Here is a 17,283-nt window from a genome sequence, read left to right as displayed (position 1 = left end):
TTTTTTCGTTCTACCCTATTATGCTGTTACTACAGCTGGTGGTGTTAAGGCACCAAAAGCGTCTGGTTTGATATTCATGTAACCGATATGCATTGTCGCACGAAGAGCGAACATATCGCGTTCAAATAGATTGATAGGCTTACCGGAAGCGTCAACGATTGAAGACAGCTGCGCATCTTCAGAAACTGCATATTCAATATTCTGAAGGATTCCGTAACGTGCATAGTCCCAGTCGCCCATGAGAGCTGCAGCTTTAGTAGCGTCGAATGCTTCAGGCTTGGAGTAAGTTACAGCCAGGCCTTCCACGTCATTTAGGTTCGTGTAGTACCTTTCACCATTTGTAGCGTTCCTTGCACGGCGCAGGTTCTGTTTGAATGCATTTGTTGCTACCATCCCATCAGGAGTAAATCCACCTGCCTCGATAAGGGCCATTAAGTCAAAGACTTCATCCTGGAGGTCAGTACCAGATCCCAACGCAATCAGGTTTCCTTCATCAGTTGCGCCAGTGAAGATTGCCTTACCACTAGTATGAGTAGCAAATGGCGAGTTTGTACCGAACAATGCAGCAATATCAAATGTTTGATAAAACGCCTCAGCAACCAACGGTTTAACTTCATTGAAGAAGTCTTTAGCTGTATAGCGTAAGAATTCTTTAGAGAATGGGATAATGACACCTAGCTTTTCTGCCTGCATTGAAGCAGTAAGCCATTCAACTGTTGAAGTCTTGATAACTTCTGTTTCTGATACCCAGTACGCGCCGGCTCCTTTAGCCTTGAAGGAGAATGTCTTCTTTGGCTTAGTCATAGGCTCATATTTTGCAAGCTTCATGATGGTTGATCCTTTGATCACATCCTCAATGATCAGACCGCCCTCTTCCTGAGGAATTAACCCTGTTTTCGCGTTTTGCATTAATACATGATCTGGAGTATACGTTTGCTCTTCAAATTGCTTAATGTTAACTGCGAGTAAAGATGTTACTAATGATGTTGCCAATGCTACTGCCATTTATGATGGCCTCCTTTTAATTGTTTTGACTTTGATTACGAATATTGTGTGCTGCAGCCATTTCCTGAATGGATTTGATTGTACCGCCACCTGTGCTGCCGCCTTGTTGTATATCCCGGCCTTTATCCTTGAATTTGCTGTCTACAGCTTCCTGGATGGCCTTGTTGTATGTTTCTTCAAGTTTCGCAAGGTTAGCAGTGGTTTTCTCCTCATCTTCCGCAAGGAAATAACTAACCAGGTCAACAGGAAGTTTCTTCTCCGTAGCCTGCTTGATTGCAAGGTTCATAAGTTTTTCTCGTTGTGATTCCCTTTGCTGGTCCTCAAGAGCCTTCTCAAGTGCCGCGATTCGTTTCTGCTCCTCTGTCTGGGCAGGGTTACGTTTAGCGACCTCTTCAGAGACTAGAGCCTCAAGGTTGTTGGCCTTCCAGGAATCTAACCCCTTGGTGAAATAGCTGTCTAGCCGTGGCTGAAGTAGCCTCTTTCCATCCTCCGTATCCAAGAAACCTTTCACCTTGTCTGCTGACACGGCAGAAAGTTCCCCAAGATAGGTTTTCACTTCTTCCTGATCCTTGTTATCTTCCAAGAACTTTTTCACTGCTGCAAGGTTAATTGTGCTGGCATCGAATTGCTTAATATTAACCTTTAGAAAATCGAATTTTTTCACGTTCTACTTCCTCCTAGCCATGCAGTTCGAGCCTGCATGTCAAAATGGGTATAAAAAAATAAGCCTTTTAATGACTTGCCCAGGTCAATCTGTTCTTTGTTTAATTGTCACTTGAAGATCATCCGGGTACTGTTGGGAAAGCTCCTGCAGAAACCTGACGGACGATTGCAAGAGAGTGGATACAGAGGCACAAACCACGCTTTGAGCATGTCCATCCGTTTCAATTTTCATATAACCATCTTCGCCAACGGTGACAGTTACCTTAGTCAAATAAGCCTCTCCTTTCTAATCGATAAATTCAATCAATCTATCGACATTCGCTTCTACAATAGCCATTGTGATATCCGCTTGAACATGGCCCAGCATGTACTGTTTTTCTTGAGCGTCCAGATTGTAATAACCCGTCATGATCGTCCGGTCTGATGCTTCCGCAGCAACCATAACATTCTGTATTTCTCCACTCTTGGCCTTTTCAAGAAGTTCCTCAATATGTTTTACCAAGCCCATTTGATTTTTCTCCTGCTCATTAAACAGGCGCACAACTTTCGGCATGTTGATCACTCCTAGGAAGCATATTTCTTTTTCCATTCCTCGAATGTCACATAAGGCATTGTGGTAGAAGGAGGTTTCACTGCCTTCTGTGCCTTTTTCAATGCTTTTGCATATGTTAGGTCTTCGTCAGCCATCAACGCTTCTAAGCGGGCCGCCAGCTTCTTCTGGTAATCAGGATTCTTATAGTCCCTGCCTCGGCGATATTCAGGCAGCATACCATTTACAAGTCGAAGCTTTACACAACGGCAGTTAATGTCCATGTTAGCTTTACCCCACAGATGAGGCCCTTTTGATTTCATGCCTTTGTAATGGAAATATCCATCCTTGTCAGCCTTCTGGCCGTCTAATTCCCTGTGTGAGCTCCTGACCCTCAGGTCCAACGATGATGCCCATATACTATCCATAGTTGCGTATTTGGCAGCCTGCTCTCCCACTTCTTCATCGGAAAGAGAACGAACACGACCTGCCTCAGTCCTGGCTACGAGCATCGCCTTCTTTTTCGAGAAGTTCACCGCATTCTCAATTCTTTTTGCCATTGCTGTATAACCTTCACCAGCAATTAGTGACTGACTGATTTCAATATTGATTTTCCGGATGATCTCATTCCTATGCTCTGTAAATACAGAGGGCAAAGTTAATTTGTCTACAGGATTAGCAAGAGCCAATTTAATGGTCGTCATAGACGGGAGAGTGAATCCCATTTCCGTTGATGCACTCATTTGGAAAAGGTATGCATGCATGAGAAAGCTCTCTACATACTGAGTTTCCATTGAGGCATTAATCATTTTGATCAACTGCTTGTAATCAGAGTTGAACATGTTGCTAATGATTTCCATTTCTTTTTGGAACCGATTATATTTGTTCAGCTCTGTGTAAGAGAGCTCACCCTTCTTCTCGTACTTCCTGAACATCTCACCGATCTGCAGAAAAATCGACTCGAGCCGTCTAGCAAACACCTTTTCAATATCGGACTCTGTTTTCCCTAGTAGTTTGTCCAGCAGCTCACGAATCTTAAATTGATCCATTAGCCAACCACCCCGGTACCTTTACATGTTTTGCACTGAATGAGGTTTCCTGTAATGTTACTTGGCACTTTACCTGTCCCGCTGCAGGTAGTACACGGTTTAGTTCCTTTGCTTGTTTTGCCCGAATTCCCTTTATCATCATCCGGCAGATCTTCTTCGTCCAGATCATCTGTCAATGGTTCAAGCTGGGAACCTAGCAAAACAGCATCTTTTTTCATTTCCTCAATTTCAAACTCAACGTCATCAACAAAAGAAAGAAGCCCTAATCTGGTTCGCTCGCTGATATGCCCTTTCAGCTGAGCTGTTGATTGTGCTTCATCCAAGATATTTGCAGGAAGGTTTCGCTTAAAACCAAAAAAGATTTTAAGGTAATCTTTAGGACTAAACCCTTTCCTTTTTGACCAGGCACTAAACAGAACCTTGAACTGATAACGGAGGGAAGCAGCAAACTTACGCTCCATAGTGATACATTTGTTCTCCAGGGCCATTAATTTAAATCTCATCGCCACTCCACTAAGCTGGGTACCGAATGATTCGTCTGTGAAGTTCACCGACTTAGCAAATCGTAAGATATTCTCTTCAAGTCGGTTAAGGTGATTTTCAATCATGGTGTCGTTAATATCCTTTGTAAGGTAACGGACATCATCATTCTCGCCTAGCAACTCGAAAATTCCGTTCTTTTTGAGGTTAGCCAGTGTCTCCTCATCTGCTCCCATTCCCCTCAGAATGAGATAGGCTAACCGATATTGCTCAATTTCATTGGAAGCATCTGAGAGCGTGCGATCGTAACCATCGATAAGAGCAAGAACTTTCTCGGCATCCCCTTTTAATTCTTTGTTGTTTGCCACTCCAAAAAGAGGATTGAAGTCAAACATGTGTGGCTGGATATCCTGGAGGTTAAACTCTCCGCCCTGATTTGCTTTGAAAAAATAAATGTAGATATCATCATAGAACTCGGCAAAAATTTCCTCATCTCGATAAAAATACCGGAGAGAATAATCCGGTTCGTGGATCTCATCCCCCAGAAAGACGACTTCCCATGGATCTATGTTTTTTATTCTTTCATCTCCTACTTTATCGATGTATGCCAGTCTTGCTGCATACCCGCATATTGCAGCCATCTTTCCATATTCTGAATCGTTATCTTCTGCATTATTGCTAAGAAGGAATGCTTCCAGCTCCGATCTAAGGGCCTCATTGGTATCATCAACATCGTAACTGATAGGATGACCGAACATATAACCGATCTTCGTATCGACGATATCCGCATCAAAAGCATTGTTAAGCTGGTTGTTCACTTTATCATCAATTCGAAGAACATTGCCACCCGATTCAAACTTTTCTTCATAAGCTGTAGCAGAACGGGTAAAAATGGTTGGTCCATCAAGATCAGCTTTATACCGCTGATACATCTTCCTCATTCGTGCTCTGATTTTGCTATGGGCATCAATCATCTCTAGCACTGTTTTTTCATCGATGCCATTCTTATCGATGTATTCCTTGAATTTCAGCATTGTTTTCACCTACCCCGTTTTGCGTCTTGCGTTATGACCTTTAATACTAGCAACCTCGTAATCATCCAAGCCGTACCAAATAGCACTGAATGTATGAGGATCGATATTGAATTCGTCCTCGATTATTTTGCCTTTTTTATCTTTAGCAAAGGTTAAATTCTTCAGTTCTCTTATTACATCCGGGCAAGCATCGGAACAAATAATTTTTTTGAACCTCTTCACTTTCTTGGTGTTTTGAAGTCTCGATCCAGGTCCCTTCTTCGCTCCCATAATCCTAAATCTTCTTTGTCTGAAATATGCAATCGTCTTAGGTTCAGCGCTATCGGCCTTGATCATTATCTTTTTGTATGGTTCCAAATCCTCAACTAGCTCAGGGTCTGTCATACCACGTTTGTAATACTGTTCAAAAATGTAGAGGTATTTGTTTTCATGATCAATCGCCATCCGGACCAAAGCGTTATATGATTCAACAAATCCAAAGTCCAAACCATTTTTAAATAACGGTTTGCCTATTTCATCGATCGCCCTCATTACCTCCTCGTGTGGCTGCACTTGGAATTGAGGCAAAACTCTTATACCATTAACCCCGTACCGCCCCAGCCTGGCAACACGATGTAAGTCAGGATCATACTCAGCTAATTCATCCAGCTGCTCGATGTAACTATCAGGCAGGAATAGGTTATCGTCTGCCGTTGAGTGATGATAGTAAGTATCCCCAACAACGATTGTTCCTTTTTGATAAAGTTCATTATCATCCAGAACGAAACGATCGTTTTCATCGTCTTTAAAGAAATGCAAATATGTCCAATTGTCTTCACCGATTGGATTAGTTGAAAGGATCATATGCAACTTGAGTGTCGGATGACGCAAACGACCGATCAACTCTTTAAAACCCTCGTACTTTACCTCTGAACATTCCTCCAACCATATAAGGGATACGTTGTTAATAGATTTCAGCTTTGCCGGCTTGTCCATTCCCTTGAAGATGATTCTGGAACCGTTGGAGAACCGTAGTTCGTATGGGCTTTCTTTTGGCCTTATCTTGCCCTTGGCAATCTTTTTTCGGCCACTATCATCCAACAAACCCAAATCCTCGATTATCTCGGTAAATAAAGAAAACGTACTGTCTTTGTGCGTGTCATATACTTCACGGATCACAAGAGCCTTACGTTTTTCAGAAAGTAATTTTAAAATGATTTTTAGGGCAACATGATAAGACTTAGAGGAACCGTATCCTCCCATAAGAAACTGGAACTTTTGATTCCAGTCAAAGAGGAAGTCCTCGAACCGTGGATTAACTTCTTTGTTGATGTCCATTACCCACGCGCCTCTTTTCGAGTGATAACGATGTTTACTACATCATCCTCACCATCATCGTTCATGTTATCAATCTCGGCTTTTGTTTTGGCAACATTCAACTGCAGTTGCTCAAGCTTAAGCCTTCGTTCATCTTCAGCGTGGGCCATTTCATCAAATTGCCTGATCAAACTCCTGAGCTCACCTATTGCCCTGGACTGAGCATTCAGGAAAGAAGCTTGGCGGTCCCATGCGAACTGAAATTCGTATTCTTCCTCGGTAACTGACTTTTCAAATCCTCCGCCATCCTCTTTAGCCCGTGGGTAATATTCATACTTCGCTTTCTTAAGCTCCTTAATCATTTCACCCTTATCCTGGACGAACATGATCTGTTGGGCACGGATGATAGCAGCATACTGAATTTGAATCTGGTCCCAGATTAAATCAGCTGCTGTTCGCTCCTGCATCGCTTCCATAATCTCCAGGGTTTCGGCTGGCAGGAACTTTGAATAGAATCCATGAGTCATAGCATTCTGGTTTCCTTTTGGTGCTGCCCCCCCACTATTACCCTTAGCGTTGATATTTCCTTTAGGAGCTCCACGTTTTTTTGTGTGCACACTTTTTTCAGAGGGTGCACCCCTATCTCGATTCCAGCCATATCGTTTTTTCCATGACTTAACCGTATTGATTGAGACCTCGTATTTTTCGGCAATGTCTTTGTACTTCATGCCTTCGTCATAATCTTTTTCGGCTAACATATATTTCTCAGCCATGCTACATCACCTGCCACCCCCAGGTATTTGTGTTTGTTTTGGGACAATAAAAAAAGCACTCTGATTGAGTGCCTAATTTCAACTAAATAGAAATAAGAATACTTGATAAGCTGCCAAAAGAGTTGTAATCGATGCTATTGCAACAATAAGTCTACCTGGCACTCTTAAGACTTTTAAAACTACTATTACTACCAGTACAATTGCCACAGTCAAAAGAATCCAGATGGCCAACTGAGATGCCATCATATCCATAGTTTCTTTCATTGGACTAAAATCCACTTGTTCCAACTCATCACCCCCAAACTATTTATCGGAAACGAACGGATTATTTACATAAGAAAAGCACCCTAATGGATGCTTCTTCATAAATCACTAATAGTTATTGGGATTTTATTCGTCTTCATATATTCTTTTAATTCAAAGAATAATAGATAATACTTATACATGCTACCTTCAATTGCTTCTCCATTTACAGACATATAACCAGAAAAATTTGTAAGATTGCTAATGGAATTCATTACCTCATGATAATCAGAGTGTTTTATTTTATCCAAGATCTCTACTAAACCAAATTCTAGTTTTACAGGCATCTCGTTTATTTGTTTTATATAACTATCAACTTTGGAAACATTCTCATAAAGACTTTGACCTACATTCAAGTAGTTATTGGATGGAAAAGCCATTATAAAACCCTTATCATTAACGAGGTCTAATTTTCTTAAGGTTTTTTTAAACTCATTCTCGCTAATGTTCTCAAACTGAAATGAATCATTACTGTATAGTTTATTCACTTCCACTATAGGTGACTTTATTTGATTTAATAACCTACTTAAGGGAATAGCTACTCGTTGATTTATTCTTTCCTGCTCTTTTCTTCCAGGTATCCAAATATCTATTATGTAAAAAATATATGCAGAAATATAACCAACACTAAGATCGAATAGCACATCCCCTGTTTCTTCTCCATACATCCAAAATTCAGGTTCATTTGCCCAAAGATATTTAATTATTAAAATAGTAAATATAGAAATTCCCGATAATATTACTAAAATACCTTTCATATAATCCCTCCCAATTCTATTATAAGGCAAACAGGAAAAAGATTAAACGCCACCGTAAAGTGACGCCGGATTATATATGTTTTGTTGCAATTGTGGCTATATGTGCCTTTCCTCCCCGTCCTGCCTTTAAGTTTAGCATGCGAATTTTTCGAGATTCAACAATTGCACAAATTGGCTTTTTTGGCTCAATTGGCTCAAAATGGCATCTTTGGTTTTCTTCACCTGATTTCTCGTCATTCCCAACAATTCTGCAATAGAACGGTAGCTCATTCCATCAAGCATGCAGTCATAAACGACTCTTTCCTTTTCATCATCCAATAGTTCTCCTGCCCACTCGATAGCATAGACACGGCCTTCAAATTTCATTAGGCGTTTATATAATCGTTCCTCTCTCAAATCCATATTTTTTAACTCTGCCTGGCTTTTCCCTGAAGATCCTCTAGGCATTGCAGCTTCAATTCCATATTGAGCAACTCCCCAGCTTCTCATCGGAGTAGCATAGCCATATAACACATTTTGCAGTCTGTCCACTTCTCTTCGCATCCAATGGTAATCTCTAATTAGCCTTTCTATTATTTCGATCATCGCTCATTCCTCCAAGCTCTGCCTTTTCCACGAGATAAGATTTGTCGATTGGTTCCCATCAAAAACTTTAAGTCGCTGTCAGTAAATTTCTCTTGTTTCTTTTTCTGTGCTTTTCTCTTTATAGGTTTCTTCTTACGCTCGATTGACTTCTCCCCATGTTGTCTTTTCCATTCCTTTAGCTGGTCCCTCAATGACTGATTCATCTACACAACTCCTTTGGTTGCAGATTTAAAGTTTTTTTGTAATATAGTTGCAAAGACATGTGCCGTTGCCAAAATCACATATAATGGGTAATTACATTGCCAAGAGCAGCAAAACAAAAAAGGACACCAAACAAACGCCTAAGCGTTAATTCAGTGTCCCTGGTTGTTCCAGTAGACTTATCTTTTTTATACTGCACCTTTCAAATATCCACTCAATATATTAATTTAGGGCCCCCATCATAAACGGGGGTGATGCCATTTGGATATTCTAATTCAAATTGCCATTGGCGTTATCGTAGGTATTGTTGTCAACGCTATTAATGACTGGTTGAAAGAAAATAATCACTAACTGGGCTGCAGACTACCATTCAGGTGGTCTGGTCCCGTAAAGTTTAAAAATAATAAAATTAATTATTTTAATTAATTTCCCCCAGTAATTTTATACCTATAATTTGTTCGTATAATTCACATCAAAGTGTGTGGGTTTGCCATTTTGCCAAGAAATAACTTGTTTGCCGAACCCATTTGGCGGGGTATCAACAACTGTAAGATGTCCGTCTTTTACTATATATGTGGCATTTTCCATCAAATTAATTTCAACCGTCATTTTTTCTAAAGCTAGATTCACCTTGACCCCTCCCGCGTGGTAAAATATTCTTGTCAAGGAAGTTACCGCCGGGAGAGATCTCGGCTTTTAATTTTTTAATCCTTGCTTAGTGGCATCATCCAGTTCCTTACCACAGCCAGGACAGAAATTTGCTGGCAGTTCGAATTGGAATCCGCAATTCGGGCAAACAGCTGGCCCCTTAGCATTTGGGTAATCAAAGGTGGTTTTATAGTTCTTCATACTTTTCTCCTTAAGATTTTCTACGAAAAGCGCATTAATACATATTTATCAAGTTAATTGAACATCCTAGTTGTAACTTAAACAAAGGGGTTCTAATCATGCTTCCTAAATATAAAGATAAACTTCTTGTTCTGATGTGGATGGGTGTAGGCAGTGCAGTGCTTTCAAGTATTTTTAGCGTGTTTATAATTAGTTATGTTGTATCAATTAAAAAGAAAATCAGCCGTCTTTCTATTCGCTAGGATTTTTACTTCCTAGCCATGTTTGTTGCGCATTTTGGGTCAAATACGGATTGCCTTATTTATTTCAAAAGTTCCCAATCATTCCACGAATACCATTCAATGAAGATCAGCAGTGTAGGAAAGATTATATAAGTAATCATTTAACCACCTTACAGTCTCTCAGCCATCTTTCCGATTAGCCCCTTTACTGCTCCCTTGTACTTTTCTTTTGTATCTGGATCCTCTATCAGTTCGAGCAAGGAAAGAAGTTCCTTGAATTCAGAAACCAGGTCCTCAAAGACAAACTTGAATTTCGTAACGGCTTGGTCACTGCTCTGATTGGCCAATTTGTTCCTAAGTTCTGCAAGTTCCTTCTCGACTTCCTCCGGTACTTTCTCGATAATTTCGGGCATATCGATAGGCTTTTCCTTAAGCTGGCGCTCGAGGCTTTTAATTTTGCCTGTTGACTCCTCCAATTCGCTTTCTTTATCAGATAATGCTTTCCTTAATAGAATGACTTCTTCATCGTCACCAGAATTAGCAGCTGCCTCAAGATCAGCTTTCAGCTTTAAGACTATTAGGGTGTGATCCTTGCTCTGTAACTCCAGCTTCTTAAGCTCTTTTTCGATTTTCTCTTTAGCCTTCTGTTCTTCCTGTGCTCTCTTTTCAGCTTCCTTCAGCTTTTTGGCCATTTCCTGTTTTTCTTTGATAGCCTGCTGCAGTTCCCTGGTTGACATGTTCTCAACATTGTTCTCTTTTATAAAATCTTCACGCTCATAATCTGGAATTCCGAGGAGTGCAACTGCCTGTGTATAGCTCAATTTCCCAAGCGCTTGGGATTTTGCATTGTCACCGAACAGGGTAAGTTGATCAGCACCATATTGCTCAAAGATTTTCATCAGGTTATTGGCCGTACTTTGCGAATAATCCACTGACTCCTGCAACCAGGTACCCCATTCACCATGAGGGACCATGTGCTTCGCCTCGACCAGCCTGCGACCAATCTCAATACTGTTGAATAAGAACATCTTCCGTGTCTGCTCTTTGATGCTATTAATTTCAGTTGCTATTAGGACCGGCGTTCTTTCTGCTAATTGATTCATACTCATACAGCTACCTCCCGTCTTTCAACCAATAAAGTTTTTCTAGGTGATATCTTGTTCAGCTTTTCTGCCTCAAAGGTATCAATGAAACTTTGAACATCCTCTGTAGGCAGGCAATTCTTTAAGCCACGTGCCTGAACAATCCTTCGGTTTGATATTTCAATTGTATAAAAAGGTGTTTCAGGATCTGACAGCTTACGTACCAGGAACAAATCAGTCTTACCCTTTGCATACTTCTCGGCATAGGTTCCTACACAATGCTTCAAGTGCTTCCCTTCCTTGAGAAGCTCTATAGAACTCGCAGCTGGCCGGATGTAGAACCCATCTTTATTGAAACAGTATTTATTTAACGATTTCACTCTCTTGGCAATAAGTTCATTTAGGGATTTATCCTCCTGTACCTTCACCTTCTCAATCGTTTTCTGATGAGCGTCATAGAGATTGGTGGGAAATAGAATACTGTCATCCTTTAAATCTTGGCCAAGTTTCAGACAATCTGCAATATAATCACCCCAGGTAGTAAGCACCTGGTATTCCACCCGATAATGCTTTCCTGCGTCCTTGCTATAATATTGCTTTTTGATATAGTTGAATATTTTTCTCATGGAAGTGAGTTTATTGACCTTCTTCAAATGTTCTGAATAATAATCATCAATTAATCTGCTTAACTCTAACGCTTCCGTAATGGAAAAGTTTGAACCATCTTTTTTGGATTGCTGTAGCAGGAACAAAGAATAAGGGGTTACTGAATGCCCATACTTCCTAATCTCTTTTAACTCCTGCTTGGAAAGCTTCAGTACTTTGTTAATAGTTTTTCCTCGCCAATTTATCGCGTTAAATGTTTTACGGCCAAGCAACTTGTCCCACACTAATCGATCCATCCCTAACTTGGTAAGATATTCGATGCATGGATACTTTGCTGCTAAATCGAAAAACTTTAGCATATCATTGACTGGGTAGGAGGTTGTATACTCTTCCCACGTACTGTATTGAAATGGTGTACCTTTAACTGCTTCTTTAATGCTTGCATGTGAACAAAAGCACCGATAGTTTTGAAATGAAGTGTTGCTCTCGGAAATGATAGAACTTCTCTTCTTCCAATAAGTCTCATTCCAATAATAGTTTTCAATCATCCGGCTTTGACCTGGCTCAAAAAGATACAGGGCCGTGACTCGGAATTTTGTCTCAACATCGTGATAGCTCTCGGAGTAATCCCGTTTAACATGGATGCCACGGGCTGTGATAGACTTCGGATTAGAAATCGATTTTTCATACCATACAAAGTAGGCATCATCCCTAAGATATTTCCTTCCCCTTCCATGTGATTTAACTTGGCAATACAAGGAGCAAGCAGGACAGATTGAAAAACCGTTATGTTTCAGATCATCGGTTTTGCTTTGTTTTCTGCAGTGTGTACAGTAACCGTATTGTTGTCCAGAACCACTTCTTCTGATGAACAGGTACCTACTGTCTTTTAATGCGACGTCATTTGCGTAATCAACTATCTTGGAGCTAACCTCTGCCGGAAAGTGCGAAAGAATTTCATCACGTTCCAGAATGCTTAATTCCATATTCATCGCGCCCCTCTCACAAGAAGTCATCCAGACTGACATTGAAGTCATTTGATGGTTTTTCTGTTTTCACAGGAGGCACTGCAGAAGCTTTTACATTCACCGGCAGTCCATCTATCCCGAAATACTTCAATACCACTGCAAAGCCCTCAGCATCGGTCAGCACGGCCATGTTCCCGACCTTCTTTTTCTCCGCTGCCTTTCTCATTGCCTCGAGGGATTTTATGATGTTCTTGTCCTTGGCCAGAATCTTCTCAGCAGCACCTTGGTCCCCGTCAAGATGCTGTAAAAGGAAATTGCCGACAACTTGGATGTATAGATTATGGCCGTTACCGTTCATTTCACCTTGTATTTTTTCGATTGCTTGTTGTTTCACCCTTAGTTCCTCCGATCTAATTTAAGAAGTATTAGATTTTCTAAAATAAGCTTAACTGTTCAAAAACTACTTCTTTCAGTACACATTCAGTTGAAAAGTGATCACTTTCCGTAAATTCCAGCTCGATTTCCTCATTAATCGGTTCAACCTCAATTTCTTCAAAATCACTGAACCAATGAAGTGGGAAGCACCCACAAAACCGCTCTAATTGCTCATCAAGATAAAAATAGGCATGTGACATTTTTGGCCGGAGAAAGTATTCTTTCAGTTCGGCGTCTTTGTAACCTTCTCTCCTCCAGATTAACCTGGCTTTATACATCCTCTCAGGATCCAAACTGATATCTTTAACAGTCGGCTCTTCTGGCCAGATTTCCTTTTCAACTAGCTGGAAATACTCTGATCCATAGCAACCCATATGTGCATTTTCATTAGGAAACTTGGAGACTAGATAATGCTTCTGTCCCTTTGGAAAGAGATAATATTGCATTCCCTCCACCAGTGTGGTTGTCTGGCCTGTTTCCACACAAACACCTTGCAACATCCCCTATCGCCTCCTTCTGGTGAATGCCTTTGGCTTGGGCTTGACCTTCTTTTTCTTAAGTTTCTTCAGTTGGTCCAGCTCAATCCATCCAAACGAATCATCCAAAGTAACGACCTTCAGCGTGTAATCATATCGATGTTCGAAAAGCTTCTTCTTGATCAGAAAATCTTTAGTTTCATGTCCTTTCACGTCCACAATTTCGATGCTGCCGTCCAGGTTATGAATCTTGAAATCTGCTACGTAGTGAATGGCACGAATTGTCTTGCCGTTTTTCTTGTAAGGATCCAGGAGGACGAACCGAGGCTGCAACTTGAATCCTTTAATTTGTTTTGCGTGCTTCAGCCATTTCAGCTGCTCGTAGTATTTTGCTTCCGCTACGCTATCAAACTTTATGCCATCCACTAACACCTTCCGATTGCCGAACTTATTTACTGCCATCCTTCAGCTCCAACTTCATTTGGTTTTCGTCGTGATTGTCCTTTGAGTTTTCTAGTTTACGAGCACATACCGGGCCCATGCCGCGGGCAATACTTTTCTGGCTTTTTAATTGCCGATTACATACTGGGCAGATCATTGATTTACCTCCTAAAAAATCCGTTTTCCGAACTATCCGTATTTACCTTCCTGAATTCAGCCATTGCAAGCTCCTGTCGAAGTTCGTAATATCCAAGGTCTTGAATGCTTGTCCCATACCGATCATGTGTAATGCCTTTGACAAGCAGCTGGGCAATGAAACCCTGCTTCAATGAGGCATGGCTAAGTTTCACTTTGTCATAAAGAATTCCCATAGTTTCACCTCGTTTATTTAACTCTTTTGAACTGTCTAAGCTCTTCTTCCAATTTGGCTTTTTCAATTTCAAAGTTTTCATTGTCCTCCTCATTTGATGCAGGAGGGGTTATATTTTCCTTTTTCCTGAACCATTCTGGCAGGGCTTCAGTACGTGACGATGTTCCCTTTCTTGGTCTATTGCGTTGTTGATGTTTATGTAAATCATGGGTAGCTTGTTCATTGTCAACATCAGCAATAGTTCTTATGCCTTTATTGGCCCAGCTGTTCAGTATGCTCCTTGCATAGGGGTACTTAGCTCCCACCTCAGCTGCTTTTTTAAACGCTATACATACGACCTCAATACTCAACCCATCCTGATCTATAAAACTGTTAATTTCCTGTATTTGAATGGGACTAGGATGTCCACCAAAACAGAGAGTGTATTCATCCGCGTAATTCGTGCGTGAAGCAGCAGTTGTTTTTATTTTGTTTAATTTAGTTTCGTTTAGTTTATTTAATGCGGAACTATCTCCGGCACTACCTCCGGCACTATCCCCGGCACTATCCCCGGAATTTATTTCCGTAGGTATTAGATGCACGGAATTATTTTCCGTAGAATAGAAGGATAGGAGTTTGTAAATGGGCGCCTTCCCACCTTTTCTGGATATAAAATCTATCCGGCCTTTTTGTTTTAGTTCATTTCTTACTTTTCGAAGGGTTCGATCTGTCAATCCTGTCTTCACGCATAACACCGATTCGGCCACCGTAAATGTTTCTGCCCATGCAGCCTTATTATTTATGTGCATCAAGGCGTACCATAAATTAATTGCTGATGGAGACAGTTCATTTATTTCGAGCCAATCATAGAATGCGTTAAGCTCCTTAATGTAGTTCATGCTGTTCTCTCCCCCTCCCTATCTTCTCTCACAAACCGCAAATCTATCTTTAACCTTCTTGACGGTATAATCCGGGTATCGTTGCATATACTCTAGTACAAGCTTTTTCAAGCGTTCCTTATCCTTAGCCTCCTCCCAGATCCACGCTGGAAGGAGGACATTTGTATGGTTGCTGTTAATCATTCGAATTCAATGTCCATTGAATCTTGTGCTGACATCTTATCTTTCTTGTTCTTTTCCTTGTCTGGCTTCTTATCAATGATTTCTCCTTCGACTGTTTCTGCTTGTTCATCTTCTTCGGGAGAAATATCTATGATATCCGGATTTGGTTCCGATGCTTCAACTTCTTCTGCCTCGTCCGTGATATCTTTTAATTCACGTTCCGAATTCTCATCCTCCGTCATAGCCTTTTGCATCTCGATGGAGAGGATACCCCATTTTCCAAGCATGTTACGAAGAACTGTTTTCATGGCCATTGCATCGTAATCTGAGCGCCAAACATTGTTGAGATCTTTTTTATTCTTCATTTTATTGTGTTTAATACGATGTACTTCCACCTGGTCACGGGTCCAGTAAACTGTCTTTTCAAAACCGTTAACCAATTTAAAATATCCGCAGTATCCGATTACCTTTTCACTTGTGGCTGAGTCCAAATCCAAATCGATTTCCTCAGTGAGGCGATTCCATTTGACTAGTTCACCTTCACGGACCTCGATGACATTTATCGATTTGTATTGGCCTGTCCTCAATGCCAGCTGAATATATCCTTTGTAACCGAGTTGGAACTGTGCAAATTTACCCCCCTTTTTCGTATCATAGAAAGGGACAATCCAGGCGTAACCTAAATTTTTATCCACCGGCAAATCAAGGGTTGCAGCTACCATCGCGCTGGACACGATTGACATCGGTTCGGCTGCCTGTAGGTTTGGATCCCCGTTGTATAGATTCAGGATAGACGCCATAAATTGTGGTGCTTTCTTAGCTAGGACCTGGTCAAACTTCTTTTGCATAGTCGGTGTATTAAGTAGATTCTTAAGGCCAAGAGACTGAGCAGAGACCTGCTTCGCCTCTGAACCTTGTTTATTTGCTAATTGATTTTTCAATGCTGAATTTGTTGCCATTACTCTACCGCCTCCAATTCCTCTTCCAGTTCCTTCACCCTGTCCTGCAGCTCGTCAATTTCATCATGTAAGTCCTTGGCAGCATCATCCACTTCCTCCGCAAGGGACTCCAAATTCGAGTACAAGTTTGGAGAAATATCACCCTCGTTATCATCCAAAAACTGTTCAATTAAAGAACCGATAGCTGTTTTCCTTGAGATAGCTGCCATATTATTTTATCTCCTTTATAGCGAATTTACGGAAGCTGGTTTTCTTAATGACTTCCTTATAGATATCAGGGAATTTCTCTTTCAGAGCCTTTGAGTCGACCCTCTGTTGTATTTGGTTTTTCCAAGACACTACATAGGTATCGGTCAAGCCGGTTTCCGCATCCTTCAGTTCAGCTTTCAGTTTGTTTTCAATCTCTGTCTTGGCTGTCTTGATGAGTTTTTCGTCTTCCTTAACCTTTTCATATTGGACAATCATGTCCTTGTATTCACCTGGTAGAACAATTTCCTTGTTTGCTTCAGCTTTCGCATACTTTTCTTTCAGGTACTGCTCGGCCGCACTAGATCCGTCCAAGTCTGGTGCATTAAATTGTTGAACGTGATATTCCCAAAAATGCTTTTCTGCTTTGAATATCATTTCAATGAGTTCTTCGTCACGCTCGACTTCCTTCCAAATGTACTTGTTGCCGCCGATCAGCACCGCCATGTATCCTTTTTCCTTGCCGGTCACACCAAGATAGTGTTGCAACTGCACTAGGTAGGTTGCAGGAACCTCATCTGCTTCCCACTCTTTTGCTAGGTATGCTGATGCTGTTTTGCATTCCAAGACCGCTGATTCACCGACAACCAGCCGATCGATGTTCGCCTTTATGAAAGGATAATCCGGGTGGCTATACATGAAGTTAGTCCGCCTAACCTTTTTACCTGTTCTTTTTTCAAACTCTTTGGCCACAACGTTTTCCATTTCGTTTCCCCAGTAGACGGCTTCATTATCTACTTCAATCGGTTCCACCTGGCCTGTTTTTTCAAGCCAAAGTTCAAATGCTGTACGGTATTTATTCAATCCAAGGATGATTCCAGCATCACTACCGCCTATTCCTTTAGTGCGTTCCTGAAGCCATTCATAACGACTCATTTCATGAGTAGGAATAGCATTTTGGTTCATTGTCATCT

The 17,283-nt window shown here is 41.0% G+C and carries 26 protein-coding genes; 1 reads left to right on the top strand and 25 read right to left on the bottom strand.

Annotated features, from left to right (window positions below; translation table 11 throughout):
• Positions 1–18 precede the first annotated feature (18 nt).
• From J7E35_RS12850 to J7E35_RS12785, 14 genes are all read right to left on the bottom strand, one after another.
• Positions 19–1,005, bottom strand: a complete 987-nt coding sequence (locus tag J7E35_RS12850) for a phage major capsid protein (RefSeq protein WP_251040941.1) — start codon at positions 1,003–1,005, stop codon at positions 19–21.
• A gap of 16 nt (positions 1,006–1,021) precedes the next feature.
• A complete protein-coding gene (locus J7E35_RS12845) occupies positions 1,022–1,615 on the bottom strand; it encodes a DUF4355 domain-containing protein (RefSeq protein ID WP_214780635.1) in 594 nt (197 codons plus the stop codon).
• Between the two features lie 138 nt (positions 1,616–1,753).
• A complete protein-coding gene (locus J7E35_RS12840) occupies positions 1,754–1,939 on the bottom strand; it encodes a ribosomal-processing cysteine protease Prp (protein WP_214780294.1) in 186 nt (61 codons plus the stop codon).
• 15 nt (positions 1,940–1,954) lie between these two features.
• A complete protein-coding gene (locus J7E35_RS12835; protein ID WP_214780292.1) occupies positions 1,955–2,221 on the bottom strand; it encodes a hypothetical protein in 267 nt (88 codons plus the stop codon).
• A gap of 11 nt (positions 2,222–2,232) precedes the next feature.
• Positions 2,233–3,246 (bottom strand): phage minor head protein, encoded by a 1,014-nt coding sequence (locus J7E35_RS12830; RefSeq protein WP_214780290.1) that lies wholly within the window; start codon positions 3,244–3,246, stop codon positions 2,233–2,235.
• Positions 3,246–4,760, bottom strand: a complete 1,515-nt coding sequence (locus J7E35_RS12825) for a phage portal protein (RefSeq protein WP_214780288.1) — start codon at positions 4,758–4,760, stop codon at positions 3,246–3,248. Before J7E35_RS12825 ends, J7E35_RS12830 begins: the two co-directional genes overlap by 1 nt.
• Positions 4,761–4,769: 9 nt before the next feature.
• A complete protein-coding gene (locus J7E35_RS12820) occupies positions 4,770–6,077 on the bottom strand; it encodes a PBSX family phage terminase large subunit (RefSeq protein ID WP_214780286.1) in 1,308 nt (435 codons plus the stop codon).
• Positions 6,077–6,829 carry a phage terminase small subunit gene (terS, locus tag J7E35_RS12815; protein WP_214780284.1) on the bottom strand — a complete coding sequence of 251 codons (753 nt, stop codon included), beginning with the start codon at positions 6,827–6,829 and terminating at the stop codon, positions 6,077–6,079. Before terS ends, J7E35_RS12820 begins: the two co-directional genes overlap by 1 nt.
• Positions 6,830–6,907: 78 nt before the next feature.
• On the bottom strand, positions 6,908–7,117 hold the full coding sequence (locus tag J7E35_RS12810) for a hypothetical protein (RefSeq protein WP_214780282.1): 210 nt from the start codon (positions 7,115–7,117) through the stop codon (positions 6,908–6,910).
• A gap of 74 nt (positions 7,118–7,191) precedes the next feature.
• Complete coding sequence (locus tag J7E35_RS12805) at positions 7,192–7,890, bottom strand: hypothetical protein (RefSeq protein ID WP_214780280.1); 699 nt, start codon at positions 7,888–7,890, stop codon at positions 7,192–7,194.
• A 132-nt stretch (positions 7,891–8,022) separates the two neighbouring features.
• Positions 8,023–8,475: a sigma-70 RNA polymerase sigma factor region 4 domain-containing protein gene (locus J7E35_RS12800; RefSeq protein ID WP_214780278.1), complete on the bottom strand. Its 453-nt coding sequence runs from the start codon at positions 8,473–8,475 to the stop codon at positions 8,023–8,025.
• Entirely contained in the window at positions 8,472–8,678 is a 207-nt protein-coding gene (locus J7E35_RS12795) for a hypothetical protein (protein ID WP_214780276.1), read from the bottom strand. Before J7E35_RS12795 ends, J7E35_RS12800 begins: the two co-directional genes overlap by 4 nt.
• Before the next feature lie 445 nt (positions 8,679–9,123).
• Complete coding sequence (locus J7E35_RS12790) at positions 9,124–9,306, bottom strand: DUF3954 domain-containing protein (protein ID WP_483297660.1); 183 nt, start codon at positions 9,304–9,306, stop codon at positions 9,124–9,126.
• Between the two features lie 66 nt (positions 9,307–9,372).
• Entirely contained in the window at positions 9,373–9,525 is a 153-nt protein-coding gene (locus J7E35_RS12785) for a hypothetical protein (RefSeq protein WP_214780274.1), read from the bottom strand.
• Positions 9,526–9,623: 98 nt separating this feature from the next.
• Between J7E35_RS12785 and J7E35_RS12780 the strand changes: the two genes are divergently transcribed.
• A complete protein-coding gene (locus J7E35_RS12780; protein WP_214780272.1) occupies positions 9,624–9,767 on the top strand; it encodes a hypothetical protein in 144 nt (47 codons plus the stop codon).
• A gap of 149 nt (positions 9,768–9,916) precedes the next feature.
• On the opposite strand, the gene J7E35_RS12775 is transcribed toward J7E35_RS12780, so the two are convergent.
• The 11 genes from J7E35_RS12775 to J7E35_RS12725 form a co-directional block, all read right to left on the bottom strand.
• Positions 9,917–10,855 carry a DUF3102 domain-containing protein gene (locus J7E35_RS12775; RefSeq protein ID WP_251040940.1) on the bottom strand — a complete coding sequence of 313 codons (939 nt, stop codon included), beginning with the start codon at positions 10,853–10,855 and terminating at the stop codon, positions 9,917–9,919.
• Entirely contained in the window at positions 10,852–12,420 is a 1,569-nt protein-coding gene (locus J7E35_RS12770) for a PcfJ domain-containing protein (protein ID WP_214780270.1), read from the bottom strand. Before J7E35_RS12770 ends, J7E35_RS12775 begins: the two co-directional genes overlap by 4 nt.
• 16 nt (positions 12,421–12,436) lie before the next feature.
• Entirely contained in the window at positions 12,437–12,796 is a 360-nt protein-coding gene (locus J7E35_RS12765) for a hypothetical protein (protein ID WP_214780268.1), read from the bottom strand.
• Positions 12,797–12,836: 40 nt separating this feature from the next.
• Positions 12,837–13,337 carry a hypothetical protein gene (locus J7E35_RS12760; RefSeq protein WP_214780266.1) on the bottom strand — a complete coding sequence of 167 codons (501 nt, stop codon included), beginning with the start codon at positions 13,335–13,337 and terminating at the stop codon, positions 12,837–12,839.
• Between the two features lie 3 nt (positions 13,338–13,340).
• A complete protein-coding gene (locus tag J7E35_RS12755) occupies positions 13,341–13,775 on the bottom strand; it encodes a DUF1064 domain-containing protein (RefSeq protein ID WP_214780264.1) in 435 nt (144 codons plus the stop codon).
• Positions 13,762–13,911 (bottom strand): DUF6011 domain-containing protein, encoded by a 150-nt coding sequence (locus J7E35_RS12750; RefSeq protein WP_214780262.1) that lies wholly within the window; start codon positions 13,909–13,911, stop codon positions 13,762–13,764. The genes J7E35_RS12755 and J7E35_RS12750 overlap by 14 nt, the downstream gene beginning before the upstream one ends.
• Before the next feature lie 4 nt (positions 13,912–13,915).
• Complete coding sequence (locus J7E35_RS12745; protein WP_214780261.1) at positions 13,916–14,125, bottom strand: hypothetical protein; 210 nt, start codon at positions 14,123–14,125, stop codon at positions 13,916–13,918.
• A gap of 13 nt (positions 14,126–14,138) precedes the next feature.
• Positions 14,139–15,002 carry a DnaD domain-containing protein gene (locus J7E35_RS12740; RefSeq protein WP_214780259.1) on the bottom strand — a complete coding sequence of 288 codons (864 nt, stop codon included), beginning with the start codon at positions 15,000–15,002 and terminating at the stop codon, positions 14,139–14,141.
• 179 nt (positions 15,003–15,181) lie between these two features.
• Positions 15,182–16,123, bottom strand: a complete 942-nt coding sequence (locus J7E35_RS12735; RefSeq protein ID WP_214780257.1) for a recombinase RecT — start codon at positions 16,121–16,123, stop codon at positions 15,182–15,184.
• Complete coding sequence (locus tag J7E35_RS12730; RefSeq protein ID WP_214780256.1) at positions 16,123–16,332, bottom strand: hypothetical protein; 210 nt, start codon at positions 16,330–16,332, stop codon at positions 16,123–16,125. Before J7E35_RS12730 ends, J7E35_RS12735 begins: the two co-directional genes overlap by 1 nt.
• Before the next feature lies 1 nt (position 16,333).
• Positions 16,334–17,275, bottom strand: coding sequence for a YqaJ viral recombinase family nuclease (locus tag J7E35_RS12725; RefSeq protein ID WP_214780629.1), 942 nt, complete (start codon positions 17,273–17,275; stop codon positions 16,334–16,336).
• Positions 17,276–17,283: the final 8 nt, after the last annotated feature.

The sequence above is a fragment of the Bacillus sp. ISL-45 genome, from assembly GCF_018613195.1.
Lineage (GTDB): Bacteria > Bacillota > Bacilli > Bacillales > Cytobacillaceae > Mesobacillus.
Note: the sequence above shows the minus strand (reverse complement) of the source record. Positions and strands in the feature narration are given on the sequence as shown.

What these genes read in the sequence shown, in the direction of transcription:
- J7E35_RS12850 (WP_251040941.1), bottom strand. Translation starts at nt 1,005, where the DNA reads ATGGCAGTAGCATTGGCAACATCATTAGTAACATCTTTACTCGCAGTT.
- J7E35_RS12835 (WP_214780292.1), bottom strand. Translation starts at nt 2,221, where the DNA reads ATGCCGAAAGTTGTGCGCCTGTTTAATGAGCAGGAGAAAAATCAAATG.
- J7E35_RS12830 (WP_214780290.1), bottom strand. Translation starts at nt 3,246, where the DNA reads ATGGATCAATTTAAGATTCGTGAGCTGCTGGACAAACTACTAGGGAAA.
- J7E35_RS12825 (WP_214780288.1), bottom strand. Translation starts at nt 4,760, where the DNA reads ATGCTGAAATTCAAGGAATACATCGATAAGAATGGCATCGATGAAAAA.
- J7E35_RS12820 (WP_214780286.1), bottom strand. Translation starts at nt 6,077, where the DNA reads ATGGACATCAACAAAGAAGTTAATCCACGGTTCGAGGACTTCCTCTTT.
- terS (WP_214780284.1), bottom strand. Translation starts at nt 6,829, where the DNA reads ATGGCTGAGAAATATATGTTAGCCGAAAAAGATTATGACGAAGGCATG.
- J7E35_RS12805 (WP_214780280.1), bottom strand. Translation starts at nt 7,890, where the DNA reads ATGAAAGGTATTTTAGTAATATTATCGGGAATTTCTATATTTACTATT.
- J7E35_RS12800 (WP_214780278.1), bottom strand. Translation starts at nt 8,475, where the DNA reads ATGATCGAAATAATAGAAAGGCTAATTAGAGATTACCATTGGATGCGA.
- J7E35_RS12795 (WP_214780276.1), bottom strand. Translation starts at nt 8,678, where the DNA reads ATGAATCAGTCATTGAGGGACCAGCTAAAGGAATGGAAAAGACAACAT.
- J7E35_RS12785 (WP_214780274.1), bottom strand. Translation starts at nt 9,525, where the DNA reads ATGAAGAACTATAAAACCACCTTTGATTACCCAAATGCTAAGGGGCCA.
- J7E35_RS12780 (WP_214780272.1), top strand. Translation starts at nt 9,624, where the DNA reads ATGCTTCCTAAATATAAAGATAAACTTCTTGTTCTGATGTGGATGGGT.
- J7E35_RS12775 (WP_251040940.1), bottom strand. Translation starts at nt 10,855, where the DNA reads ATGAGTATGAATCAATTAGCAGAAAGAACGCCGGTCCTAATAGCAACT.
- J7E35_RS12770 (WP_214780270.1), bottom strand. Translation starts at nt 12,420, where the DNA reads ATGGAATTAAGCATTCTGGAACGTGATGAAATTCTTTCGCACTTTCCG.
- J7E35_RS12760 (WP_214780266.1), bottom strand. Translation starts at nt 13,337, where the DNA reads ATGTTGCAAGGTGTTTGTGTGGAAACAGGCCAGACAACCACACTGGTG.
- J7E35_RS12755 (WP_214780264.1), bottom strand. Translation starts at nt 13,775, where the DNA reads ATGGCAGTAAATAAGTTCGGCAATCGGAAGGTGTTAGTGGATGGCATA.
- J7E35_RS12750 (WP_214780262.1), bottom strand. Translation starts at nt 13,911, where the DNA reads ATGATCTGCCCAGTATGTAATCGGCAATTAAAAAGCCAGAAAAGTATT.
- J7E35_RS12745 (WP_214780261.1), bottom strand. Translation starts at nt 14,125, where the DNA reads ATGGGAATTCTTTATGACAAAGTGAAACTTAGCCATGCCTCATTGAAG.
- J7E35_RS12740 (WP_214780259.1), bottom strand. Translation starts at nt 15,002, where the DNA reads ATGAACTACATTAAGGAGCTTAACGCATTCTATGATTGGCTCGAAATA.
- J7E35_RS12735 (WP_214780257.1), bottom strand. Translation starts at nt 16,123, where the DNA reads ATGGCAACAAATTCAGCATTGAAAAATCAATTAGCAAATAAACAAGGT.
- J7E35_RS12730 (WP_214780256.1), bottom strand. Translation starts at nt 16,332, where the DNA reads ATGGCAGCTATCTCAAGGAAAACAGCTATCGGTTCTTTAATTGAACAG.
- J7E35_RS12725 (WP_214780629.1), bottom strand. Translation starts at nt 17,275, where the DNA reads ATGAACCAAAATGCTATTCCTACTCATGAAATGAGTCGTTATGAATGG.